12 protein-coding genes are annotated in these 26,052 nt (G+C 62.2%); 9 read left to right on the forward strand and 3 right to left on the reverse strand.

The window, feature by feature from the left end; all coding sequences use genetic code 11:
* The first annotated feature begins 365 nt into the window (after nt 1-365).
* The 7 genes from DT070_RS20285 (at nt 366) to DT070_RS20330 (ending at nt 18,488) form a co-directional block, all read left to right on the forward strand.
* Nucleotides 366-845, forward strand: a complete 480-nt coding sequence (locus tag DT070_RS20285; RefSeq protein WP_122957025.1) for a DUF4019 domain-containing protein — start codon at nt 366-368, stop codon at nt 843-845.
* Between the two features lie 41 nt (nt 846-886).
* Nucleotides 887-13,075, forward strand: a complete 12,189-nt coding sequence (locus tag DT070_RS20290; protein WP_153976403.1) for an ESPR-type extended signal peptide-containing protein — start codon at nt 887-889, stop codon at nt 13,073-13,075.
* Nucleotides 13,076-13,186: 111 nt separating this feature from the next.
* Nucleotides 13,187-14,335, forward strand: coding sequence for a DUF2827 domain-containing protein (locus DT070_RS20310; protein WP_122957027.1), 1,149 nt, complete (start codon nt 13,187-13,189; stop codon nt 14,333-14,335).
* Complete coding sequence (locus DT070_RS20315; RefSeq protein ID WP_122957028.1) at nt 14,332-15,516, forward strand: DUF2827 domain-containing protein; 1,185 nt, start codon at nt 14,332-14,334, stop codon at nt 15,514-15,516. Before DT070_RS20310 ends, DT070_RS20315 begins: the two co-directional genes overlap by 4 nt.
* A complete protein-coding gene (locus DT070_RS20320) occupies nt 15,513-16,136 on the forward strand; it encodes a hypothetical protein (RefSeq protein ID WP_194965977.1) in 624 nt (207 codons plus the stop codon). Before DT070_RS20315 ends, DT070_RS20320 begins: the two co-directional genes overlap by 4 nt.
* Before the next feature lie 70 nt (nt 16,137-16,206).
* Nucleotides 16,207-17,334 carry a DUF2827 domain-containing protein gene (locus DT070_RS20325; protein WP_122957518.1) on the forward strand — a complete coding sequence of 376 codons (1,128 nt, stop codon included), beginning with the start codon at nt 16,207-16,209 and terminating at the stop codon, nt 17,332-17,334.
* A 14-nt stretch (nt 17,335-17,348) separates the two neighbouring features.
* Nucleotides 17,349-18,488 (forward strand): DUF2827 domain-containing protein, encoded by a 1,140-nt coding sequence (locus DT070_RS20330; RefSeq protein WP_122957029.1) that lies wholly within the window; start codon nt 17,349-17,351, stop codon nt 18,486-18,488.
* A 77-nt stretch (nt 18,489-18,565) separates the two neighbouring features.
* Here the strand turns inward: DT070_RS20330 and DT070_RS20335 are convergent, their stop codons facing one another.
* Together DT070_RS20335 and DT070_RS20340 are read right to left on the reverse strand one after the other, a co-directional pair.
* Entirely contained in the window at nt 18,566-19,687 is a 1,122-nt protein-coding gene (locus DT070_RS20335; RefSeq protein ID WP_122957030.1) for a transglutaminase family protein, read from the reverse strand.
* Between the two features lie 117 nt (nt 19,688-19,804).
* Nucleotides 19,805-20,368, reverse strand: a complete 564-nt coding sequence (locus tag DT070_RS20340) for a TlpA disulfide reductase family protein (RefSeq protein ID WP_122957031.1) — start codon at nt 20,366-20,368, stop codon at nt 19,805-19,807.
* A gap of 194 nt (nt 20,369-20,562) precedes the next feature.
* Here DT070_RS20340 and egtD point away from each other — a divergent pair, with 194 nt between their 5' ends.
* Nucleotides 20,563-21,588, forward strand: coding sequence for an L-histidine N(alpha)-methyltransferase (egtD, locus tag DT070_RS20345; protein WP_122957032.1), 1,026 nt, complete (start codon nt 20,563-20,565; stop codon nt 21,586-21,588).
* Between the two features lie 95 nt (nt 21,589-21,683).
* Here egtD and alaS read toward each other — a convergent pair whose 3' ends face one another.
* Nucleotides 21,684-24,332 carry an alanine--tRNA ligase gene (alaS, locus tag DT070_RS20350; protein ID WP_122957519.1) on the reverse strand — a complete coding sequence of 883 codons (2,649 nt, stop codon included), beginning with the start codon at nt 24,330-24,332 and terminating at the stop codon, nt 21,684-21,686.
* Nucleotides 24,333-24,571: 239 nt separating this feature from the next.
* On the opposite strand from alaS, the gene DT070_RS20355 reads away from it, so the two are divergent.
* Entirely contained in the window at nt 24,572-26,050 is a 1,479-nt protein-coding gene (locus DT070_RS20355; protein ID WP_122957033.1) for an NAD-dependent succinate-semialdehyde dehydrogenase, read from the forward strand.
* Nucleotides 26,051-26,052 lie beyond the last annotated feature (2 nt).

A 26,052-nucleotide genomic window follows, 5' to 3' on the forward strand; every position in this document is an offset into this window, starting at 1 on the left:
GGCTTCTCGTGAAATCGCTCACGGTATTAATACTTGAAATAAAAATTCTGTGAGAAGTGAGACAAAAAGAAACTGGATAGCTATAGAAAACTGATAAATAGTTACATCCAGACTCATTTTTGATGCGTACTCACAGAGCCATAGAAGCTTTTGCGCATAGGAATGCCGTGACATTTTTTGCAAAAAATCAATCCAATCAAGACGTTACAACAAATTCGTGTGGTATTTCTTACCTATAGCGAGGGGTACATGGGAAAATCCTGCGAACTAATTACATTCCATCCACCAAAAAGCACACATTCTTACAAATAGCGCTTAAGCACCCATTTTGAGACGTGGTGCAACTGAGTTTGAAAAAAAATCAGATGAATACCGCAACACACCGTGGCCTGAAAAGCAGTTTGGCACTGCGCCTGTGGGCATTGGCGATGACGCTCATGCTGTCCTTCGGTGTGTCTGCGCAGACGGCGCCTTCCGCCGATGCTGCCATCGCCGTTGCCGAGCAATGGCTCACCCTGGCAGATGCCGACCAGGGCGGTGCGATGTGGGACCAGAGCTTTACGTTTATGAAGGAAAAGGTCGACCGTCCTTTCTGGATCAACCACGTCGCCACGAAAACCAGCACGCTGGGCCAGAAAGCAGCACCGCGCGTCTGGTCTGCGATGGAGCACGACATCAACAAGCCCGGAATTCCTCCAGGTGAATACGCCAGCGTCACCTTTATCGCCCCGTTTTCCAAGGGCCGCGGCTGGGAAAAAGTCGCCGTTTACTGGAACAAGGACCGCTGGGTTCCCGTGGGCTACATGTACGGCGCGCTCTCCGCCGGCGCACAGCCTCCCAGGTGACCTGCTGCAAGCCCGGCGAACCATTTGAACCGTAGTCAAAAATGAATAAGTTTTACCGAACCGTCTATAGCGAGCTTCTGGGCACCTGGGTTGCCGTATCAGAAATATCGAGTGCGCGAGGTAAACGCAGCGGCTCCAAAGTCTCCGCCGTCGCGGCAGCGGCAATTCTTGGGGCAGCGGCGCTGGTTTCACCCGGTGCCCGAGCCAGTTTTATTGGCACAAGTGCCACTGTTGGGCAAATCACCGGCGGGGCAGGTGCAACGGGTATTGCCATTGGTACGGGAAATACAGCTGCCACCCGGGCGACCGCAACGGCGTCCGGGGGAACGGCTGTCGGTAATGCGGCCGTGGCAACCGGAGATCAATCCAGCGCTTTTGGTAACGGGGCAGACGCTCTGGGTACAGCCTCCGTCGCCATCGGCAACGGGGCACAGGCCACGAAAGACTATTCCGTAGCTATTGGCAACAATTCGAGCGCGTCCGCAAACAGCGCAACCGCTATCGGCTCCGGCTCCAAAGCTTCAGGGGCAGGTGCTTACGCCTTGGGCAATGACGCCAACGCCGTCGGCCTGTCTTCCGTCGCCATCGGCGGCGGTAATGGCACCGGCACAGGCGGCTCGACCGCGAGCGCAGACCAATCCATTGCGATTGGCCGCAATGCTGTGGTGACGGCGGGCAGCACCGACGCCGTTGCCATCGGCGGTAGCCTGAACGCAGGCAATGCCGCAACGGCGAGCGCCGCAGAAGCCGTCTCGGTCGGTAAAGGCTCCGTGGCCAGCGGCGGCGCCTCACTCGCATCTGGCACAGATGCAACAGCGAGCGCCGCCAGCGCTGTGGCGCTGGGCAAAGCCGCTGTTGCTAGCAACACCAATTCAGTTGCCATTGGCGCCAACGCGGCGGCCAGCAAGGCAGACAGCGTGGCTCTGGGCTCCAACTCCGCCACCACGGTGGGCGCGCAAACCGGCTACACGGCTTTCGGCATCGTTGCCGCGCAGACCTCCGCCGGCGAAGTGAACGTCGGCAACCGCACGATCTCGGGCGTGGCGGCCGGTAAAGATGGGACAGATGCCGTCAACGTGACCCAGTTGTCCACGGTGACGAGCTCGCTTTCGACCGCTACCGTTTCTCTCTCGACGTCGACATCCACAGGGCTCAGCACCGCGACCTCCGGCATCACCTCGCTGTCCACCGGCCTGAGTACCACAAACAGTAATGTCACTTCGCTGTCGACTTCAGCCTCGACCGGTATCACATCACTGTCCACCGGACTGAGCACGGCCAACAGCAATATCACTTCACTGTCGACCGGTGTCAGCTCGCTGTCCACATCGACATCGACGGGGCTGAGCACCGCCACCAGCCGGATCACGTCCCTGTCTACCGGCCTCAGTACCACAGACAGCCGGGTGACGTCGCTGTCTACCGGTCTCAGCTCGCTATCCACATCGACGTCAACTGGTTTGAGCACCGCCACCAGCGGCATTACGTCCCTGTCCACGTCCACGTCGACCGGGTTGAGTACCGCCACGAGCAGCATCACCTCGCTGTCGACCTCGACTTCGACCGGCTTGAGCACCGCCACCAGTGGTATCACCTCCCTGTCCACCGGCCTGGGCTCCCTGTCGACTTCAGCATCTACCGGTCTGAGCACGGCCGATAGCCGCATCACGTCACTGTCGACCTCGACATCAACCGGCCTGAGCACGGCGACCAGCGGCATTACCTCGCTGTCGACTGGCCTGAGCACGGCGAACAGCAATGTCACGTCGTTGTCCACTTCGACATCGACGGGCTTGAGCACGGCCACCAGTGGCATTACCTCCTTGTCCACCGGACTGGGCAGCTTGTCGACTTCGACGTCCACAGGCCTGAGCACGGCGACCAGCGGCATTACCTCGCTGTCCACCGGTCTGAGCACCACGAACAGCAATGTCACTTCGCTGTCCACCTCGACATCGACGGGTCTGAGCACAGCGGCCAGCAGCGTGACGTCGCTGTCAACTTCGACTTCGACCGGCCTTAGCACAGCGACCAGCGGCATCACGTCCCTTTCCACTGGCCTGAGCACGGCGACCAGCGGCATTACCTCGCTGTCGACTGGCCTGAGCACGGCGAACAGCAATGTCACGTCGTTGTCCACTTCGACATCGACGGGCTTGAGCACGGCCACCAGTGGCATTACCTCCCTGTCCACCGGACTGGGCAGCTTGTCGACTTCGACGTCAACCGGTTTGAGCACCGCCACCAGCGGGATCACGTCCCTTTCCACTGGCCTGAGCACAGCGACCAGCGGCATCACCTCGCTATCCACCGGCCTGAGCACCACGAACAGCAATGTCACGTCACTGTCCACCTCGACATCGACGGGTCTGAGCACGGCCACCAGCGGTATAACTTCCCTGTCCACCGGACTGGGCAGCTTGTCGACTTCGACGTCAACCGGTTTGAGCACCGCCACCAGCGGCATCACGTCCGTGTCCACGGGCCTGAGCACCGCCAACAGCAATGTCACATCACTGTCGACCTCAACATCCACCGGGCTGAGCACGGCGACCAGCCGCATCACTTCCCTGTCTACCGGTCTGAGCACCACCGACAGCCGGGTGACGTCCCTGTCCACAGGTCTGAGCACCACCGACAGCCGGGTGACGTCCCTGTCCACAGGACTGAGTACCACCGACAGTCGGGTGACCTCCCTGTCTACGTCCACATCGACCGGGCTGAGCACCGCCACGAGCGGTATCACATCCCTGTCCACTGGCCTGAGCACAGCTGCCAGCAGCGTTACCTCGCTGTCCACGGGCTTGAGCACCACGAACAGCAATGTCACGTCACTGTCGACCTCAACTTCGACCGGCTTGAGCACCGCCGACAGCCGCATCACATCGCTGTCTACCTCAACATCCACTGGCCTGAGCACTGCCACCAGTGGCATCACGTCCCTTTCCACTGGCCTGAGCACAGCGACCAGCGGCGTCACCTCGCTGTCCACCGGCCTGAGCACCACGAACAGCAATGTCACGTCACTGTCCACCTCGACATCGACGGGTCTGAGCACAGCGGCCAGCAGCGTGACGTCGCTGTCAACTTCGACTTCGACCGGCCTGAGCACTGCCACCAGCGGGATCACGTCCCTTTCCACTGGCCTGAGCACAGCGACCAGCGGCATCACCTCGCTATCCACCGGCCTGAGCACCACGAACAGCAATGTCACGTCACTGTCCACCTCGACATCGACGGGTCTGAGCACAGCGGCCAGCAGCGTGACGTCGCTGTCAACTTCGACTTCGACCGGCCTGAGCACTGCCACCAGCGGGATCACGTCCCTTTCCACTGGCCTGAGCACAGCGACCAGCGGCATCACCTCGCTATCCACCGGCCTGAGCACCACGAACAGCAATGTCACGTCACTGTCCACCTCGACATCGACGGGTCTGAGCACAGCGGCCAGCAGCGTGACGTCGCTGTCAACTTCGACTTCGACCGGCCTGAGCACTGCCACCAGCGGGATCACGTCCCTTTCCACTGGCCTGAGCACAGCGACCAGCGGCATCACCTCGCTGTCCACCGGCCTGAGCACCACGAACAGCAATGTCACGTCGCTCTCGACCTCGACATCGACTGGCCTGAGCACTGCCACCAGCGGGATCACGTCCCTGTCCACTGGACTGGGCAGTTTGTCGACTTCGACGTCCACGGGCCTGAGCACCGCCGACAGCCGCATCACGTCGCTGTCGACCTCAACTTCGACGGGCTTGAGCACCACAAACAGCAATGTCACGTCGCTGTCGACCTCCGCGTCAACAGGTATTGGCTCGCTGTCCACCGGTCTGAGTACCGCCGAGAGCGGAATTTCGTCGCTGTCTACCGGCTTTGGCTCTGTTTCCACAGGATTCAGCTCCATCTCGACGGGCTTCAGCTCGCTGTCAACGTCAACGTCGACCGGCTTTAGCTCCCTGTCTACCGGCCTGAGCACGGCAAACAGCGGCATCTCGTCGCTGTCTACCGGTTTTAGCTCTGTTTCCACAGGCTTCAGTTCGATCTCGACGGGCTTCAGCTCACTGTCAACGTCAACGTCCACTGGCTTTAGCTCCCTGTCTACCGGCCTGAGCACGGCAAACAGCGGCATTACGTCGCTTTCCACCGGCCTGGGAAGCTTGTCTACTTCGACGTCCACCGGCCTGAGCACCACGAACAGCAATGTCACGTCGCTCTCGACCTCGACATCCACCGGGCTGAGCACGGCCACCAGCCGCATCACTTCCCTGTCGACCGGGCTGAGCACCACTGACAGCCGGGTGACCTCCCTGTCTACGTCCACATCGACTGGCCTGAGCACTGCCACCAGCGGGATCACGTCCCTGTCCACTGGACTGGGCAGTTTGTCGACTTCGACGTCCACGGGCCTGAGCACCGCCGACAGCCGCATCACGTCGCTGTCGACCTCAACTTCGACGGGCTTGAGCACCACAAACAGCAATGTCACGTCGCTGTCGACCTCCGCGTCAACAGGTATTGGCTCGCTGTCCACCGGCCTGAGCACCGCCGAGAGCGGAATTTCGTCGCTGTCTACCGGCTTTGGCTCTGTTTCCACAGGCTTCAGTTCGATCTCGACGGGCTTCAGCTCCCTGTCAACGTCAACGTCGACTGGCTTTAGCTCTCTGTCTACCGGCCTGAGCACGGCAAACAGCGGCATTACGTCGCTTTCCACCGGCCTGGGAAGCTTGTCGACTTCGACATCCACAGGCCTGAGCACGGCAGACAGCAGGACCACGTCCCTGTCCACGTCAACATCGACCGGCTTGAGCACTGCGACCAGCAGCGTGACGTCGCTGTCGACCTCGACGTCAACTGGCTTGAGCACTGCCACCAGCCGTATCACCTCCCTGTCTACCGGCTTGAGCACCACCGACAGCCGGGTGACCTCTCTGTCTACTTCCACGTCGACCGGGCTAAGCACAGCGACCAGCAGCGTGACATCGCTGTCGACTTCGACATCCACAGGCCTGAGCACCGCGGCCAGCGGCCTTACATCGCTGTCTACGTCCACGTCGACCGGCTTGAGCACTGCCAGCAGCGGCATAACTTCCCTGTCGACGGGTTTGAGCACGACAAACAGCAACGTCACTTCGCTGTCGACCTCGACGTCCACAGGCCTGAGCACGGCGGACAGCAGGATCACCTCGCTGTCCACGTCAACATCGACAGGCCTGAGCACCACGAACAGCAATGTCACGTCGCTATCGACCTCCACATCGACCGGCCTGAGTACGGCCACCAGCGGAATCACGTCCCTGTCCACTGGCCTGAGCACAGCTGCCAGCGGCGTTACGTCGCTGTCCACCGGTCTGAGCACCACCAACAGCAATGTCACTTCGCTGTCGACCTCGACGTCAACTGGCTTGAGCACAGCGACAAGCGGCATCACGTCCCTTTCTACCGGCCTGGGCAGCTTGTCGACCTCGACGTCCACAGGCCTGAGCACGGCAGACAGCAGGATCACGTCGCTGTCCACGTCAACATCGACCGGCTTGAGCACAGCCACCAGCGGTATCACGTCTCTGTCGACCGGCCTGAGCACGACCAACAGCAATGTCACTTCGCTGTCCACCTCGACATCCACAGGTTTGAGCACGGCTGACAGTCGCGTCACCTCGCTGTCTACGTCTACGTCAACAGGCTTGAGCACCGCCACCAGCGGCATCACGTCTTTGTCGACTGGCCTGAGTACGACCAACAGCAATGTCACGTCGTTGTCCACTTCGACATCGACCGGCTTGAGCACGGCCACCAGCGGCATCACTTCTTTGTCTACCGGCCTGAGCACCACTGACAGCCGGGCGACCTCCTTGTCGACTTCGACATCCACTGGCCTTAGCACTGCTGCCAGCGGCATCACCTCGCTGTCCACAGGCCTGGGCTCCCTGTCGACCTCGACCTCCACAGGCTTGAGCACCGCCACCAGCGGCATCACATCGCTGTCCACGGGACTGAGCACCACCAACAGCAATGTCACCTCGCTGTCGACTTCGACATCTACAGGCCTGAGCACTGCAGACAGCAGAATTACGTCGCTGTCCACCTCGACCTCGACCGGATTGAGCACGGCCACCAGTGGCATCACGTCCCTGTCTACCGGCTTGAGCACCACGAACAGCAATATCACTTCGCTGTCCACCTCGACATCCACAGGTTTGAGCACGGCCGACAGCCGCATCACATCACTGTCGACCTCCACGTCCACAGGCATCGGCTCGCTGTCCACCGGCCTGAGCACGACCAATAGCAACGTCACCTCGCTGTCCACCTCGACATCGACCGGTATTGGATCCCTGTCTACGGGTTTGAGCACCGCCCAGAGCGGCATCTCTTCACTGTCGACCGGCTTTGGCTCTGTTTCCACCGGCCTGAGCACAGCCGCCAGCGGTATTGCCTCGCTGTCGACCTCGACTTCGACCGGCCTGAGCACCGCCGCCAGCGGCCTGACATCGCTGTCCACGTCAACGTCGACAGGTCTTAGCACGACCAATAGCAATGTGACCTCGCTGTCAACTTCGACGTCGACCGGCATTAGCTCCCTGTCGACTTCGACCTCCACGGGGCTGAGCACGGCAGCCAGTGGCCTGAGCTCTCTGTCCACGTCAACATCGACCGGATTGAGCACGGCCACGAGCGGCATCACGTCCTTGTCGACCGGCCTGAGCACCACCAACAGCAATGTCACGTCGCTGTCGACGTCCACGTCCACCGGGCTGAGCACTGCGACCAGCGGTATTACGTCGCTGTCTACCGGCCTGGGCAGCTTGTCGACCTCGACCTCCACCGGTTTGAGCACCGCGGCCAGCGGACTTACATCACTGTCTACGTCCACGTCGACCGGCTTGAGCACCGCTACCAGTGGCATCACGTCCCTGTCTACCGGCTTGAGCACCACGAACAGCAATGTCACTTCGCTGTCGACCTCGACATCTACAGGTCTGAGCACAGCCACCAGCGGCATTACCTCCTTGTCTACCGGCCTGGGCAGCTTGTCGACCTCGACATCGACAGGCCTGAGCACCACGAACAGCAATGTCACCTCGCTGTCGACTTCGACATCTACAGGCCTGAGCACTGCAGACAGCAGAATTACGTCGCTGTCCACCTCGACCTCGACCGGATTGAGCACGGCCACCAGCGGCATCACTTCTTTGTCTACCGGCCTGAGCACCACTGACAGCCGGGTGACCTCCCTGTCTACTTCCACGTCGACCGGGTTGAGCACCGCTGCCAGTGGTATCACGTCCCTGTCCACGGGGCTGAGCACCACCAACAGCAACGTCACGTCGCTGTCGACTTCGACATCGACGGGCCTGAGCACGGCCGATAGCCGCATCACTTCGCTGTCGACCTCAACATCCACCGGCATTGGCTCGTTGTCCACGTCGACTTCGACTGGCCTGAGCACCGCAGCCAGTGGCATCACGTCCTTGTCCACCGGCCTGGGCTCCCTGTCGACCTCGACCTCCACCGGTCTGAGCACCGCTACCAGCGGCATCACCTCCCTGTCCACGGGGCTGAGCACCACCAACAGCAACGTCACGTCGCTGTCGACTTCGACATCTACAGGATTGAGCACTGCTACCAGTGGCATTACGTCTCTGTCGACCGGCTTGAGCACGACGAACAGCAACGTCACCTCGCTGTCCACGTCGACATCGACCGGATTGAGCACCGCGACCAGTGGCATTACGTCTCTGTCGACTGGCTTGAGTACGACGAACAGCAATGTCACTTCGCTGTCGACATCGACTTCAACCGGCTTGAGCACGGCAACCAGCGGCATCACCTCCCTGTCCACCGGCCTGGGCTCCCTGTCGACTTCGACCTCCACCGGTCTGAGCACAGCTGCCAGCGGCCTTACTTCGCTGTCCACGTCCACGTCGACGGGCCTGAGCACCGCTACCAGCGGCATCACGTCCTTGTCGACCGGCCTGAGCACGACCAACAGCAATGTCACCTCGCTGTCGACTTCCACGTCGACGGGCCTGAGCACGGCTACCAGCGGCATCACGTCCTTGTCCACTGGCCTGGGCTCCCTGTCGACCTCGACCTCCACCGGTCTGAGCACGACGAACAGCAATGTCACCTCGCTGTCGACTTCTACGTCGACGGGCCTGAGCACGGCTACCAGCGGCATCACGTCCTTGTCGACCGGCCTGAGCACGACCAACAGCAATGTCACCTCGCTGTCGACTTCGACCTCCACCGGTCTGAGCACAGCTGCCAGCGGCCTTACTTCGCTGTCCACGTCCACGTCAACAGGATTGAGCACCGCAACCAGCGGCATCACTTCCCTGTCAACGGGCCTGAGCACGACCAACAGCAACGTCACCTCGCTGTCGACTTCGACCTCAACAGGCTTGAGCACCGCCGCCAGCGGCCTTACTTCGCTCTCCACTTCGACGTCGACCGGCCTGAGCACAGCCGACAGCCGCATCACGTCGCTGTCGACCTCGACCTCCACAGGTATTGGCTCGCTGTCCACCGGATTGAGCACTGCCGAGAGCGGTATCTCTTCACTGTCGACTGGCTTCGGCTCTATTTCCACGGGCTTTAGCTCTTTGTCCACCGGCCTGAGCACGACAAACAGCAATGTCACTTCGCTGTCGACTTCGACCTCGACGGGCTTGAGCACAGCCACCAGCGGCATCACGTCTCTGTCTACGGGCTTGAGCACTGCCGAAAGCGGCATCACATCGTTGTCCACCGGCTTCAGCTCGCTGTCGACCTCCACATCGACGGGCTTTAACTCCCTGTCGACGGGGCTGAGCACGACAAACAGCAATGTCACCTCGCTGTCGACCTCGACTTCAACCGGCTTGAGCACTGCTACCAGCGGCATCACCTCCCTGTCTACCGGCCTGGGCAGCTTGTCGACCTCGACGTCCACAGGCCTGAGCACGGCGGACAGCAGGATCACCTCGCTGTCCACGTCAACATCGACGGGGCTGAGCACCACGAACAGCAATGTCACGTCGCTGTCGACCTCGACGTCCACGGGCTTGAGCACCGCCACCAGCGGCATCACATCCTTGTCGACCGGTCTGAGCACCACGAACAGCAATGTCACGTCGCTGTCGACCTCGACGTCCACGGGCCTGAGCACCGCCACCAGCGGCATCACATCCTTGTCGACCGGTCTGAGCACCACGAACAGCAATGTCACGTCGCTGTCGACCTCGACATCCACGGGCTTGAGCACCGCCGCCAGCGGCATCACATCCTTGTCGACCGGTCTGAGCACCACGAACAGCAATGTCACGTCGCTGTCGACCTCGACATCCACGGGCTTGAGCACCGCCGCCAGCGGCATCACGTCCTTGTCGACCGGCCTGAGCACGACCAACAGCAATGTCACCTCACTGTCGACTTCGGCCTCTACAGGCCTGAGCACGGCAGACAGCAGAATCACGTCGCTGTCCACCTCGACCTCGACCGGCTTGAGCACCACAAACAGCAATGTCACGTCGCTGTCGACCTCGACTTCAACCGGCCTGAGCACGGCAGACAGCAGGATCACCTCACTGTCTACATCGACCTCGACCGGTTTGAGCACCGCCACCAGCGGCATCACATCCCTGTCCACGGGCCTGAGCACTGCTGAAAGCGGCATCACATCGCTGTCGACCGGCTTCAGCTCGGTTTCCACCGGGTTCAGCTCGATCTCGACAGGTTTCAGCTCGCTGTCGACCTCGACATCGACCGGCTTCAGCTCGCTGTCCACAGGCCTGAGCACGGCAGACAGCGGTATCGCCTCCCTGTCTACCGGGTTTGGCTCTGTGTCCACGGGCTTCAGTTCGATCTCCACCGGATTCAGCTCGATCTCTACGGGCTTCAGCTCGCTGTCGACGTCGACGTCGACGGGCTTTAGCTCCCTGTCCACGGGCCTGAGCACCGCCGAAAGCGGCATCTCATCGCTGTCGACCGGTTTCGGCTCGGTTTCCACGGGATTCAGTTCCATATCCACCGGGTTCAGCTCGATTTCCACCGGCTTCAGCTCGCTGTCGACGTCGACGTCGACGGGCTTTAGCTCCCTGTCCACGGGCCTGAGCACCGCCGAAAGCGGCATCTCATCGCTGTCGACCGGCTTCGGCTCGGTTTCCACAGGGTTCAGCTCCATATCCACCGGGTTCAGTTCGATCTCTACCGGCTTCAGCTCGCTGTCGACCTCCACATCGACCGGCTTCAGTTCCCTGTCTACCGGCCTGAGCACCGCCGAAAGCAACGTCACGTCGCTATCGACATCCACCTCAACCGCAGACAGTTCCCTGTCAACCGGCATCAGTTCGCTGTCGACCTCGACCTCCACGGGCATCAGCTCGCTGTCAACGGGCTTTGGCTCATTGTCAACAGGGTTCGGCTCACTCTCGACAGGCTTCATCACGCTATCGACCAGCGTGGGCTCCCTCTCGACCGGCCTGAGCACGACAAACAGCAACGTCGCTTCGCTGTCGACTTCGACCTCCACCAACGTCAGCTCGCTGTCAACGGCGATCGACGGCCTGTCGACCTCGACCTCCACCGGCATCAGCTCGCTGTCTACCGGTGTCAGTTCCCTGTCCACCGGCGTGAGCTCCCTGTCGACTTCGACCTCCACCGGCATCAGCTCACTGTCCACCGGCGTGAGTTCGCTGTCGACTTCGACCTCCACCGGCATCAGCTCGCTGTCCACCGGCGTGAGTTCGCTGTCGACCTCGACCTCCACCGGCATCAGCTCGCTGTCGACCAGCGTGAGTTCGCTGTCGACCTCGACTTCCACCGGCATCAGTTCCCTGTCAACAGGCATTGATTCGCTGTCGACCTCGACCTCCACCGGCATCAGCTCGCTGTCGACCGGCGTGAGTTCCCTGTCTACCGGTGTCAGCTCACTGTCCACGGGCTTGAGCACCACCAACAGCAATGTCGCATCGCTGTCGACCTCGACGTCCACCGGCATCAGCTCGCTCTCCACGGGTATCAGCTCGCTGTCCACCGGCGTCAGTTCGCTGTCGACGTCGACATCGACCGGCCTCAGTTCACTCTCGACCGGCCTGAGCTCTTTGTCGACAGGCAACAGTTCGCTCTCGACCGGCCTGAGCACCGTCACCAGCGACATCACCTCGCTGTCGACGTCGACCTCCACCGGCGTCAGTTCGCTGTCGACCAGCGTGAGCTCCCTGTCCACGGGTACCAGCTCACTGTCCACCTCGACATCGACGGGCTTCAGCTCACTGTCCACGGGCTTCAGTTCGCTCTCGACCGGGGTGGGATCGCTCTCCACCGGCCTGAGCACCGTGAACAGCGGAATTTCCTCCTTGTCGACCGGCCTGTCGACGGCAACGGCCGGCACCACCGCATTGGCCCCGCTGGTCAGCGCCGCCAACGCAGCCACCGCCAACGGAGGCTCGGTCATCGGCTCCACCGCGGGCGGAGCGGCCGGCGGCGGGCTCCAGACGCAAGGCAATTCCTTCAACAACACGGCGCTGCAGACCATTGCGACGCCTGCAGACTGCACGGTGGCCAACGGCGCCGACACCACGGCGACGGGCCTGTGCGCCAGCGCCGGCACCCGCGCCGGCGTGAACGGCGCCACCACGACGACAGTCGCTACCGGTGCAACGGCCTACGGCTCGCAATCGCTGGCCCAGGACAAGAACACGACCGCCATCGGCTTCCGGGCTACCGCCACGTATGAAGGCTCTGTGGCCATCGGCTTCCAGGCACGGGCCATTGCCGATCCGGCAACCGCCGTCGGCTGGAACTCGCTGGCATCGGGCAACGACTCCGTGGCGCTGGGCGCTGCCGCCGAAGCCACGGCAAACCGTTCCGTGGCACTGGGCGCCTACTCGGTCGCCGACCAGCCCAACACGGTGTCCGTGGGTTCGCAAGGCAACGAACGGCGCATCACCAACGTCGCCCCCGGTATTGCACCGACAGACGCCGTGAACGTGTCCCAGTTGAGCGACGTCAGGCGCATCGCCTACTCCGGTATCGCAATGAGCATGGCCATGGCAGGCACCTATATGCCTAACCTGGAAGGCGGCGAAAAGGCGCTCGGCGTCGGCGTCGGTAACTACAAAGGCTACGGCGCGCTGGGCATCAACTTCAAGGCCCTGAACAACGACGGCAAGAGCGCGTGGGGCTTCGGTGTCTCAACGACCGGCAAGGAGTGGGGCCTGAACTTCGGCGCAAGCTGGAAATGGCGTTAAGTAGAATGCGCTGAGTGCCCTCCACCGACCCAGCGGGGCCTGCAGGCCCCCGGTGAGCGCCGTGTGGCCCTGGTGGCCCCCGGCGCTCATTGTTTTTGAAGAGATACAACCATGCGCATTGGTATTTCGGTTCTCACCCACGCCGGCCAGAACATCTGGGAAAACGGTCTGGGGCAAAACGTCATCTTCCTTGCCCAGGCTTTTCAGAAACTGCCTTTTGTGGAGTCGGTCGTCCTGCTCAATGGCGGCGACCAAAAAACCATGCCGCCCCAGGTGAACATGGACGCGCTGGGCCTGCGGATGATGACCGCCCACGAAGCCACGGAACACATCGATATCGCCATCGAGATGGCGGGGATTCTCGACGTGAAATGGCTTGACTACATGCGGGCGCGCGGCAAGAAGGTGATCTGGTATTGCGCAGGGCAGCCCTATTGCGGGCTGATCGAGCCCAGCGTGTTTGACCGCCCTGGTTTTTTCAGCCGGGCTGACCGCTGCGACGAAATCTGGATGCTGCCCGAGTACTTTTCAGATTTCGCGCCCATGCTGCGGGTCCTCAACCGCTGCCCGGTCCATGAGATTCCCTATATCTGGTCGCCGCAATTTCTCATGCAACGCGTGGCGGATCTGGAAAAAGATGGCTACTCATTCGGCTACACCCCGCGCGTTGCCGATGCAGCCGGCCACAAGCCAGGGCTGCGGGTGGCGATTTTTGAACCCAATGTCTCCGTCGTGAAGACCTCCAGCATTTCGATGCTGGTTTGCGACGAAGCCTTTCGCGCCGAGCCCGAACATGTCGACTTCATGCACGTGCTCAACACCTTGCATTTCAAGGACCACCCCACCCTGCTCTACCTGGCCAACTCCCTGGATCTGGTCAAGCGGCAAAAGGCCGTGTTCCAAGGCCGCCATGATTTCGCCGGCTACATGGTTCAGCATGCCAACGCAGTCGTCTCGCACCAATGGCTGAACGACCAGAACTACAGCTACCTGGACGCCCTCTACGGCAACTACCCGCTCATCCACAACTCGCCCTGGTTGAGGGAGGCCGGTTACTACTACCCTGAATTCGACACAGCGGAGGGCGGCAGGCAGTTGCTGATCGCCGCCCGCCATCACGACGACCAGCTGGAAGCCTACCGCGGCGGGGCTGCCAGGGTTTTTGCCAGCGTCGATCCTTTTTCACACAACAACCTGCAGCACTATGCGCGCCGGCTGCTCAATCTTTACGCCGACCACAGCGTGGGAGTGCCGGCATGAGCAAGGCCAAAACAGCCCACAACCCGGCATCGGCAACAAACCAGTCCCCGCCGGACCGCCTTCGGGTGGGCGTCTCGATTTATGTGCGCAAGGGCGAGCAGTCCCTGTGGGAAAACGGCATCTTCCAGAACTGCCTGTTCCTTGTCATGCTGCTGCTCAAGGCGCCCAACGTCGGCGAGACCTATCTCGTCATCGGAGGCGGCGACGGCGATACAGCGGACGCCCGGCGCTTCATGGCCGACTCGCCGGTGCCCATCATCGACATGGACGCCGCCACCGAAAAGCTCGACGTGATGATCGAGATGAGCGCGCAGCTCAACCGCGACTGGGCGGTGAACTTTCGTGAGCGCGGCGGCAAGGTCGTCACCATGCGTGTCGGCAACGATTACGTCATCGACATCGAGCGCATGATCTTCAACAAGCAGCATGGCCTGTTGATCGCAGGCACGCCTTACGACGAGATCTGGACCTTGCCGGAGTACGAGCGCACCTGCATGCACTACTTCGGCACCGCCATGCGGGCCCCGGTGCGGCTGATGCAACACCTCTGGAGCCCCGCCGTCATCGACCGTGCGTCGGCAACACTCCCCAGCGGCGAGACCTTCGGCTACAAGCCGGGGCGAAAAAAATGGCGGCTCGGCATTTTCGAGCCCAATATCTGCATGGTCAAAACCAGCCATTTGCCCCTGCTGCTGATCGACGTGGCCCACCGGGCAAAGCCCGACATGATCGAGCTGGTGCGGGCCTACAACACCTTTCACATGAAGGATCACGTGACCTTCGTCGGTTTTGCCAACAGCCTGGATATCGTCAGGCACGGGCTGGCCACTTTTGAAGGGCGCTTTCCGGTGTACCAGTGCCTGTCGTCGCAAGTCGATGCCGTCGTCTGCCACCAATGGGAAAACGGGCAGAACTACCTCTATTACGAAGCGCTGTACGGCAGCTATCCCTTGATCCACAACTCCACATTCATTGAAGATTGCGGGTATTTTTATCCCGGTTTCGACTGCGAAGAAGGCGGCCTGGCCGTCATTCAGGCATTTGCCCAGCATGATGCAGACTTGGCCGCTTACCGGGAACGCGCCCGGACTTTCCTGCGCACCCTGGATCCCGAGAACGAAAACAACGTCCGTACCTACAATGAAGCGCTGGTCAAACTGTATCGCGCAGGCTCACCATGACATCCCCTCTTTCCCCGACATATTCACGCTACGGCCACCCCGTCCGTACGCTGCTGCTGGCCGGTTTGCTGTGCTTGCAGGGCCTTGTCAGCCACGCGCAGGTATCCCCGCCGCGGCCCGGCGTTTTGCCGGTGGCGCCGCCGCCGGGCGCCCCGATGGACACGCTGACGGCTGCGGCCACCAATGTGGGCGTCAAGCGCTGCCTGCCCGCCATTTCCCGCCTGTCTTCCCTGACCGTCAACGGCAGCACCGGAAATGACGTGCTGGTCGACTGGGACCGCAAGAACCCCGACGGGGGCCCCTTCTTTTCCCTCAGCGGCGTCGAGTACAAAAATGCCTCCCTGGCCTTTTCACTGACAGCGGTTCCCGATGCCACCGGCGGTTGCTCCATTGCGGCAGAGCGCATCTCGGTCGCGCCGTTCGCCTGCAGAAGCATCGCCCAGCAGGAGCTAGGCGGCTACAAGGCCACCCAGTTGCTGGCCACGTTCACCGTTTACACGGACGCACGCGACCCAGGCGCAACCGTCACCCTCATCGATTCGCCTCCCGGCTGCCTGATCATCCGGCGCCATGTCGAGTACGACTGGAAAGACCCAGCGCTGAAGGCAAAAGGCCGATGACAGCGGGTGCGGAAGGTCTGGTTTTTCCGCGCGCCCGCCCGGGGCCGTTTTTCAGCGGGGCGCGTTGAGCATGCCGGCCCTGCGCATCGGCATCACCATCGGGCTGAGGTCGCCCGACGAAAGCCTGTGGGTGAACGGCATCAAACAAAATGCGCTGAACCTGGCGTGTGTGCTGCTCGCCTCGCCGCTCGGCCACCGGGTGCAGCTGGTCAACACCACCGACATCCCCATCACCGATCAGCTTCCCTGGGACCTCAAGACCTTTCCGGTCGTCACACTCGAATCTGTCATGGACGACCTGGATGTCCTGATTGAACTCGGCGGCGGCATCAGCGAAGCGCATTCCCTGCAACTGAAGGCGGCCGGAACCAGGCTGGTGAGCTATTGCTGCGGCAGCGAATATGTCGTGGTGCTGGAATCCATCCTGTTTGGCCGCCCCATCTGGCCCGGCGGCGTCTACATGAACCGCCACTACGACGAGATCTGGGTCATTCCCCAGGTGGCCAACAACTCGCGTTCATTTATCCAGACGCTGAGGCGTTGCCCCACCAAGGTCGTGCCTTTTGTCTGGGACCCGCGCTGGCTGGAAGGCAGCGTGGCAAAGCTTCCCCATGGCGGCCGCTACCAGCCGGGCCGGCCGGCCAAGCGGCTGGCCGTCATGGAGCCCAACATGGATGTGGTCAAGGCCTGCATCTACCCCATCCTGATCGCCGAGACGGTTTTTCGCGCGCAACCGCAGCTCATCGAATACCTGAACGTTTGCAGCGCCAAGCACCTGGCGGAGCAAAGCCGCGAATTCCAGCTGCTGATGTTCCAGCTCGACATCGTCAACGCCGGCAAGGCTTCTTTTCTGGGCCGTTATGACACGGCCAACTTCCTCTCTGAACACGCCGACGCCGTGATCTCCAACCAGTGGGACAACCCGCTCAACTATTTTTACTTCGACGTCTGCTGGCTGGGTTACCCTATGGTGCACAACGCCTCCATGTGCACGGAACTGGGCTACTACTACCCCGGCAATGATGTCGAGGCAGGCGCACGCCAGTTGACGCAGGTGCTCGAACACCACGACAGCGAGGCGGATGCCTACACCCAGCGGCAGAGGCAGCACCTGCTCGCCTATACGGCGGCAAACCCTGAACTGGTGGCCACCTATGACGGGCTGCTGGCCGCGCTCCCGGTGCGCCGGCCGGCCTGAGCACGCTGAGTAACATGGCATCCCCTCCTTCCGGCCTTCGAATCGGCATCACCATCGGCCTGCACCAGGAGGCCGAAACCCTCTGGAACAACGGCATCAAGCAAAACGCCGTTTTCCTGGCCGAAGCCCTCAAGGCTTCTTCACTGGTGGGCTCCGTGCGGCTGGTCAACACCACCGCCGTGCGCATCACGCCGGCGCTTCCCTGGGACCAGCAGCGCTGGCCGACCGTCACCTTTGAAGAGGCCAAGGATTCGCTGGATGTGCTGATCGAGCTGGGCGGGCAGATCAGCGCAGCCCAAACAGACTACCTCAAGCAGCGCGGCACCCGGCTGGTGTCTTACTGCTGCGGCTTCGAGTATGTGCACACCATGGAGTCCATCCTCTTTGGCCGGCCTTTGTGGGGCCACGACCTGTTTGTCAACCAGCGCTATGACGATCTCTGGGTCATTCCGCAGGTGGCGCCCATCAGCCAGCACTACTTTTCAACGCTGCGCCGCAGGCCCGCCACCGTCGTGCCCTTTGTCTGGGACCCGATGTTCATCGAAGCGCGCAGCCGCACCTTCCCACACGCCGGCCAGTACCGCCCCCGGCCGGCCCCGCGCCGCCTCAGCGTGATGGAGCAAAACCTCGACGTGGTCAAGTTTTGCCTTTACCCCATCCTGATTGCCGAAGAAGCCTTTCGCCAGCGGCCCGATGCCATCGCCTACCTGCATGTGACCAATGCCATACGCCTGGCGCAGGAGAGCAAGGAGTTCGTGGCGCTCATGAACCAGCTCGACATCGTGCGCCAGCACAAGGCGTCCTTCCTCGGTGTCTTTGAAACGCCGGCTTTTCTCAGCGAAATGACCGACGTCGTCATCTCGCACCAGTGGGAGAATGCACTCAACTACTTCTACCTTGAAGTCTGCTGGCAGGGCTACCCGCTGGTGCACAACGCCCACCTGTGCGCCGACCTGGGCTATTACTACGAGGGCAACGATGTCCAGGCCGGCTGCACCCGGCTGCTGGAGGTGTTTGACCATCACGACGCGCAGCACGAAGCCTACGCAGTCCGGCAACGCCAGCTGATCCAGCGCTACCTGCCGACCAATGCCGCCGTGGTGGCCGGTTACGAAGCGCTGTTGACGCGCCTGATGGCCGCGCCGCTCACCTGACTTTTCCTGGTATGCACCGGGAATAAAAAAGCCCTCGCGTCGAGGGCTTTTTTCGCACAGGCCGAGGGACGTAATGCTCAGGCAGTGATCTCTTTCGCCGTGATCTGGTACTTGAAGTCGTCCGGCGCGTAAGAGTCAAAGCGGCCCGCGGCGTTTTCACCCACGGGGTACATAAAGAAGCCCAGCTTCTCGCCGGCAGACTTTGGCAAGGCAACGTCATGCGCGGTGTTGTAGGCCATCCAGTTGCCCTCCCAGCCACCAAAGAGCGCCTTGTTCACCGGCTCAACCACCGGGTTGTGGGTGGTCTTGATCCAGTCGGCCGTTTCCAGGCGCATGACCTTGGCCACATCGGCCGGATCCATGGCCACCCAGCCGTAGCCTTTGAGGTACACCTCGGAGCGGCAATGCTGCGCGCCCTTGAGGCTGGCCGGGTTGCCCGAAAGCTCTTTGTAGCCAAAGACGGAAGGCACGAGGCGAATGCCGTAGACATCGCGCGCCGGCAGCCCCACGGAGCGGCACAGGCCGACAAACAGCGCATTCAGGTCGGCGCACTTGCCGCCCAGGTTGCCGGTCTCCAGCATGGTCTTGATGTCGCCCTCACCGCAGCCGCGCACCTTGGGCTCGCGGTAGGTGTTGGCCACGATCCAGTCATAGATCTTTTGCGCCTTTTCGACATCGGTCTTTGCGCCCTGGGTGGCGGCCAGCGCGGTCTTGCGCACAATGCCGTCGGTCGGGATCAGCACGGTGGGCCGCGTGAAGTAACGCAGCGTGTCGGCGCTTTCGGCGGCGGCGGTTTTCTGCGACCAGTCGATGGCGCGGCCTTGTGTCTGCACACGGCTGGTCAGTTCCACATAGGGCTTGGCCTCGGTAGCCGGAAATTCGACGTATAGCATCTTCGCGCCGTCGCGGCCGTCCTGCGTCAGTTGGGTGCTGCCATTGCTGGAAAAGCTGTTGCCCAGCGAATGCTGGTAGTCGCTGTTGACCGATGGAATCGGCAACCAGACCTTGGTCACGCCCTGCGGCTTGACGATGTCCACGCGCGTCGTCACATCAAACGTGCGCCAGGCACCGCTTTGGGGGGCGAAGTGGCGGCGGGTGGGCGCAGCAGCGGACGCCTGCGCAAAGGTGATGGCGGGCAATGCCGCGGCCACGGCAGCTGCCGCGGTGTTTTTCAGAAAGGCTCGGCGTACGGTGGTCATGAAGGATCTCCGGGTGGGGTGAGGGCGACGTGCACCGCAGCAGGTAAAGATGCCGCGGGATGTCTGGGCCGCGATTATCGCCCCTGGCGTCTTCTTGCCTCGCCCTCGCAGGCGCTTTCAGGCCTGAAGCAGCCCGGCGATCAGCTTTTCCGCGGCGCTGCTGGTCCAGTCGACCTCGCCCTGTATGCGCTGGCGCGGCTTGCCCTTGCGGTCGATGCTGAGCGTCGTGGGGAACACCTTGACCCCCCAGCGGCGCGCCGCCTCGCCCTTGAGGTCAAGCAGGATGGGCAAGGTCACGCCGGTGGTCTGGGCAAACTGCAGCGCCCGCGCGGGCGGCTCCTTGAAGTTGATCGCCAGCACCAGCAGTTTTTCCGGCCCGTAGAAGTCGGCGACCTGCTGCAGGGTCGGCATCTCGGCGCGGCAGGGTTCGCACCAGCTGGCCCAGAAATTAAGCAGTACGGCACGGCCCTGCAGGTCGGCCAGGCGCCAGGTCTTGCCGGTGGTGTCGACCAGGTCCAGCGCCGTCAAAGGGCCGCGCCAGGGCGAAACCTCATACGCCGGCCCGGTCAGGCCCTGTGCCGCGGCCTTTGCCGCCACGGCGGCCACGGCGCAGGCAGCCGGAAATTGCAGCAGCAAACGGCGTGACAGGCGCTGCGGGTGCGGCAATGGCGGGTTTTTCATGGAAATGTAAGGATGGGTGGCAGCCGCAGACTAACAGACAGCTGCTGCGGGGCCAAAAGCCACCAGCGGACAGATTTGGTCCTATATAAGCCCGCGCCGCCTTGCCCATTCGCCGTTTGAGCGGCACAGTCCTACACATCCGGTGTGCAAACTGCTTTTAAATCTTTCGATAACACCTAACCAGCTGACCTACCGTGAACCTGCCCCTCAAATTTCCCGGCCTCGCCGAAGCCCTGGCGACGGCATCCCCCCAGTTCATCAACCTTTACGACGAAACCCTGCCGGGCCCCTCGGGCGGCGCGGCGGACGAAATCGCTGAAGGCCTGCTCGCCGAAGCGGCGAACGTAAGCCCGAAGTTTTTCTACAACGAACTCGGCTCCAAACTTTTTGAAGCCATCACCGGCCTGAACGAGTACTACCCGACCCGCACCGAAGCCGGCATCTTCGAAGCCTCCCATGCGCATTTCACGCGCGCGCTGGCCAGCGCGGGCATCAGCCACCCCTGCCTGATCGACCTGGGTGCAGGCAACTGCGCCAAGGCCATGACACTGATTCCCCACCTGCAGCCCCGCCAGTACGTGCCGGTCGACATCTCCGTCGACTTCCTTCGTGACGCCGCCGAGCAGGTCCAAAACAATTTCCCGGCACTCGACATCGTCGGGCTGGGCATGGATTTTTCGGCGGGCCTGGTGCTGCCGGATCAAGTGCAAACCCATGACCGCGTGTTTTTCTACCCCGGCTCCAGCCTGGGCAACTTCCACCCCGATCAGGCTTTGCAGTTCCTGCAGCACATCGCCGACCCGGCGCAGGGCAAGGCGCGTGGTTTGCTGCTGGGCATCGACCTCGTCAAGGACTCCGAGCTACTGAAAGCCGCCTACGACGACGCGCTGGGCGTGACGGGCGCCTTTAACAAAAACCTGCTGCTCAATATCAATGAGTTGCTGCAGTCTGACTTTGATGTGCGGCAATGGCGCCATGTGGCGCTGTTCAATGCCGAACGATCGCGCATCGAAATGCACCTGGAAGCCACGTGCGACCTGACGGTGCGCTGGCCGGGCCGTGAGCGGCGCTTCAGCGCCGGCGAACGCATCCATACCGAATGCTCTTACAAGTACACGGTGGAAAGCATGACAGCGCTTTTGCGGCAAGCCGGCTTCACGCAGGTGGAGCACTGGACCGACCCGAAAAGCTGGTTTGCGGTGTTCTGGGCGACCGTTTAAAGCGCCCAAAGAAAAAGGCCAATTTCTTGAGCGAAATTGGCCTCCAGCCCTTTACCTGCCTTGGCCGGTAGCTATTGAATTGATAGCAATCGGCTTTAAGCGCGCTCAGTCACCCAGGCGTGCACCGACTTCAGCGCATCGCCCAGTTTGGACGCATCGGTGCCGCCGGCCATGGCCATGTCGGCCTTGCCGCCGCCCTTGCCGCCCACTTGCTGAGCCACAAAGTTCACCAGCTCGCCGGCCTTGACCTTGCCCACGCTGTCGGCCGTTACGCCGGCGGCGATCTGCACCTTGTCGCCGTCGACCGCAGCCAGCACGATGACAGCCGTCTTGAGCTTGTCTTTCAGTTTGTCCATGGTGTCGCGCAGCGTCTTGGCGTCGGCGCCTTCGAGCTTGGCGGCCAGCACTTTCAGCCCCTTCACGTCCACCGCCTGGGTTAGCAGCTCGTCGCCTTGGGACGAAGCCAGCTTGCCCTTGAGCGCGGCGATTTCTTTTTCAAGCGACTTGACCTGGTCCAGCACCTGGCCGATGCGGCCCTGCAACTCCGACGGGCTGGCCTTGAGTGAGCCGGCTGCCGATTGCACGGTGGACTCCAGCGACTGCAGGTAAGCCAGCGCGTTCTCGCCGGTCACGGCTTCCACACGCCGCACGCCCGCCGCCACGCCGCTTTCGGCCACGATCTTGAAGAGACCAATATCGCCGGTGCGCTTGACGTGAACGCCACCGCAAAGTTCCTTGCTGGAGCCGATCGTCAACACGCGCACGGTCTCGCCGTACTTCTCGCCAAACAGCATCATCGCGCCGGATTTCTGCGCGTCTTCCATCGCCATCACGCTGGCGTCGGTCGCCACGTTGGACAAAATTTCGGCATTCACGCGCGCCTCGATCTCGCGGATCTGCGCGTCGGTGACCGGCGCGTTGTGCGCGAAGTCAAAACGGGTGCGCTCGGCGTTCACCAGGCTGCCCTTTTGCTGCACATGGTCGCCCAGCACTTCGCGCAGCGCCTTGTGCATCAAGTGCGTGGCGCTGTGGTTGCGCACGGTGGCGGCGCGCAGGGCGGTGTTGACCTGCGCCGTCACCGCATCGCCGACTTTCAGCGTGCCGGCTTCCTGCGTGCCGTGGTGGCCGAACACGTCGGCCTTGATCTTGAGGGTGTCATCCACCGTGAAGGTAGCGCCGGCTGCCGTCAGCCGGCCCTGGTCGCCGACCTGGCCGCCGCTCTCGGCGTAGAAAGGGGTCGTGTTCAGCACCACCACGCCGTTTTGGCCCGCGTTGATGGCCTGCACCGCAACACCATCAACATACAGCGCCACCACTTTGGCGGGCTCTTCCAGCAGCTCGTAGCCGGTAAAGGTATTGCCGCTGCCGGTGTACTCCAGCGCGCGGTCCATCTTGAACTTGCCGGCGGCGCGTGCCTGGTTCTTTTGCTTGTCCATGGCGGCCTTGAAGCCGGCCTCATCCACTTCCACGCCACGCTCGCGGCACACGTCGGCCGACAAGTCCAGCGGGAAGCCGTAGGTGTCGTGCAGCTTGAAGGCCACCTCGCCCGGCAGCACCTTGGCGCCGCCGGCGAGCGCCGTGTCCAGGATCGTCATGCCGATTTCCAGCGTTTCAAAGAAGCGCTCTTCTTCAGCCTTGAGCACTGCGGTGATGCGGGCTTCGTCGGTCTTGAGCTTGGGGTAGGCCTCGCCCATCAGTCGGGCCAGGTCGGCCACCAGCTTGTGGAAGAAAGGCGTTTTTTTGCCCAGCTTGTAGCCGTGGCGGATGGCGCGGCGGATGATCCGGCGCTGCACATAACCGCGGCCTTCGTTGGACGGGTTGACGCCGTCGCTCACCAAAAACGCAGTGGCGCGGATGTGGTCGGCGATCACGCGCAGGGATTTGTTGTCCAGGTCTTTCTCACCGGTCTCGCGGGCGGCGGCCTTGATCAGCGCGGCGAAGATGTCGATCTCGTAGTTGCTGTGCACGTGCTGCAGGATGGCGGCCAGGCGCTCCAGGCCCATGCCGGTGTCGACGCAAGGCGCGGGCAGCTTGGTGACACTGCCGTCGGCGGCCATGTCGAACTGCATGAACACGTTGTTCCAGATCTCGATGAAGCGGTCGCCGTCTTCATCCGGGCTGCCGGGCGGGCCGCCGGGGATGTGCGGGCCATGGTCGTAAAAGATTTCGCTGCAGGGGCCGCAGGGGCCGGTGTCGGCCATCATCCAGAAGTTGTCGGACTTGTAGCGCCCGCCCTTGTTGTCGCCGATGCGGATCACGCGCTCCGGCGGCAGGCCGATTTCCTTGGTCCAGATGTCAAAGGCCTCGTCGTCTTCGGCGTACACGGTGGCCAGCAGGCGTTCGGGCGGCAGCTTGTAGACCTCGGTCAGCAGCTCCCAGGCCCACTTGAGCGACTCGCGCTTGAAGTAGTCGCCAAAGCTCCAGTTGCCCAGCATTTCAAAGAAGGTGTGGTGGCGCGCGGTGTAGCCCACGTTTTCCAGGTCGTTGTGCTTGCCGCCGGCACGCAGGCAGGCCTGCACCGAGGCCGCACGCACATAAGGGCGCTTGTCGGTGCCGAGGAACACGTCCTTGAACTGCACCATGCCCGAGTTGGTGAACATCAGCGTCGGGTCGTTGCCCGGCACCAGCGAGCTGGACGGCACCACGGTGTGGCCCTTGGACGCGAAGAAATCCAGGAAGGTCTTGCGGATTTCCGAGACGGTGATGACAGGCGTGGTGGTGGACGTGGGGGTGGATGTGCTCATGTTCTGCCAGTTGGGGGCCGCCCGCAGCCAAAACAATGCGTTCCGGCTGGGGCGAAATGCCTAAATGCTTGATTTACTTAAACATTTGATTATAAGTTTGGCAGCCAGAGACGGGGCTGACCGGGGTCAAGCTTCCCGGGGGCGACAGCGGGGATGGCCCCAACGCGCTATGCTTAAAAGCTGCCCAAGCGGCCCCGGCCGCCCCTCCCCCCTACAGAGCACCTGAAAAGAGACAAGCCATGGATATGAAAACCTCCCCGATTTCCCTGCTGAAAGACCCCAGCCTGTTCAAGACCGACGCCCTGATCAACGGCCAGTGGGTGGCCGGCCAGGCCCGGTTTGACGTGAATGACCCGGCCACAGGCCTGAAACTGGCCGACGTGGCCAATCTGGGCCCTCAGGAGGCCGAAGCCGCGATTGCCGCTGCCAACGCCGCCTGGCCCGCCTGGCGCAACAAGACCGGCAAGGAGCGCCACGCCATCCTGCTCAAGTGGTACCAGTTGCTGATGGCCAACCAGGAGGACCTGGGCCGCATCATGACCGCCGAGCAGGGCAAGCCCTTTGCCGAGGCCAAGGGTGAAATCGCCTACGGCGCCAGCTTTGTCGAGTGGTTTGCCGAAGAAGCCAAGCGCGTTAACGGCGAAACGCTGCCCCAGTTCGACAACAACCGCCGCCTGATGGTCATCAAGCAGCCCATCGGCGTGTGCGCAGCCATCACGCCCTGGAACTTCCCGCTGGCCATGATCACCCGCAAGGTCGCCCCGGCCCTGGCCGCCGGCTGCCCCGTGGTCATCAAACCCGCCGAGCTGACCCCGCTGACGGCGCTGGCCGCCGCCGAGCTGGCCGTGCGCGCCGGCATCCCGGCCGGTGTGCTCAATGTGTTGACAGCCGACAGCGGTAACTCGATTGCCGTGGGCAAGGTGTTCTGCGCCAGCGACACGGTGCGCCACATCAGCTTCACCGGCTCCACCGAGGTCGGGCGCATCCTGATGGCGCAAAGCGCGCCGTCGGTCAAAAAGCTGGCGCTGGAGCTGGGCGGCAACGCACCCTTCATCGTGTTTGACGATGCCGACGTGGACTCGGCCGTCGAAGGCGCGATGGCCAGCAAATACCGCAACGCCGGCCAGACCTGTGTATGCGCCAACCGCATTTATGTACAGGACGGTGTGTACGACCAGTTCGTCGAAAAATTCGCCGCCAAGGTCAAGCTGCTGAAGGTGGGCAACGGCTTTGAAGACGGCGTGGCGCAAGGGCCGCTGATTGAAGACGCGGCTGTCGAGAAGGTGCAGCGCCATGTGGATGACGCACTGGCCAAAGGCGGCAAGCTGCTGGTGGGCGGCCACAAGATCAAGGGCCAGTTTTTTGAGCCGACCGTGATCTCGGAAGCCACCGCCGGCATGCTCTGCGCCAAAGAAGAAACCTTCGGCCCGTTCGCGCCGGTGTTCCGCTTTCACAAAGAGCAGGAAGCGGTTGATGCGGCCAACAACACCGAGTTCGGCCTGGCCAGCTACTTCTACAGCCGCGACATCGGGCGCATTTACCGCGTGGCCGAGGCGCTGGAATACGGCATGGTCGGCATCAACGTGGGCGTGATCGCCACCGAACACGTGCCCTTCGGCGGCGTCAAGCAGTCGGGCCTGGGCCGTGAGGGCTCCAGCCACGGCATGGAGGAGTACCTCGAGATGAAGTACCTCTGCCTGGGCGACATCCAGCGTTGATC

This window comes from Polaromonas sp. SP1 (assembly GCF_003711205.1).
Classification (GTDB): Bacteria; Pseudomonadota; Gammaproteobacteria; order Burkholderiales; family Burkholderiaceae_C; genus Polaromonas.

Coding starts and splice junctions, on each gene's coding strand:
- DT070_RS20335 (WP_122957030.1), bottom strand. CDS start 19,687: ATGACCACCGTACGCCGAGCCTTTCTGAAAAACACCGCGGCAGCTGCC.
- DT070_RS20310 (WP_122957027.1), top strand. CDS start 13,187: ATGCGCATTGGTATTTCGGTTCTCACCCACGCCGGCCAGAACATCTGG.
- DT070_RS20320 (WP_194965977.1), top strand. CDS start 15,513: ATGACATCCCCTCTTTCCCCGACATATTCACGCTACGGCCACCCCGTC.
- DT070_RS20285 (WP_122957025.1), top strand. CDS start 366: ATGAATACCGCAACACACCGTGGCCTGAAAAGCAGTTTGGCACTGCGC.
- DT070_RS20330 (WP_122957029.1), top strand. CDS start 17,349: ATGGCATCCCCTCCTTCCGGCCTTCGAATCGGCATCACCATCGGCCTG.
- alaS (WP_122957519.1), bottom strand. CDS start 24,332: ATGAGCACATCCACCCCCACGTCCACCACCACGCCTGTCATCACCGTC.
- DT070_RS20355 (WP_122957033.1), top strand. CDS start 24,572: ATGGATATGAAAACCTCCCCGATTTCCCTGCTGAAAGACCCCAGCCTG.
- DT070_RS20290 (WP_153976403.1), top strand. CDS start 887: ATGAATAAGTTTTACCGAACCGTCTATAGCGAGCTTCTGGGCACCTGG.
- DT070_RS20340 (WP_122957031.1), bottom strand. CDS start 20,368: ATGAAAAACCCGCCATTGCCGCACCCGCAGCGCCTGTCACGCCGTTTG.
- DT070_RS20325 (WP_122957518.1), top strand. CDS start 16,207: ATGCCGGCCCTGCGCATCGGCATCACCATCGGGCTGAGGTCGCCCGAC.
- DT070_RS20315 (WP_122957028.1), top strand. CDS start 14,332: ATGAGCAAGGCCAAAACAGCCCACAACCCGGCATCGGCAACAAACCAG.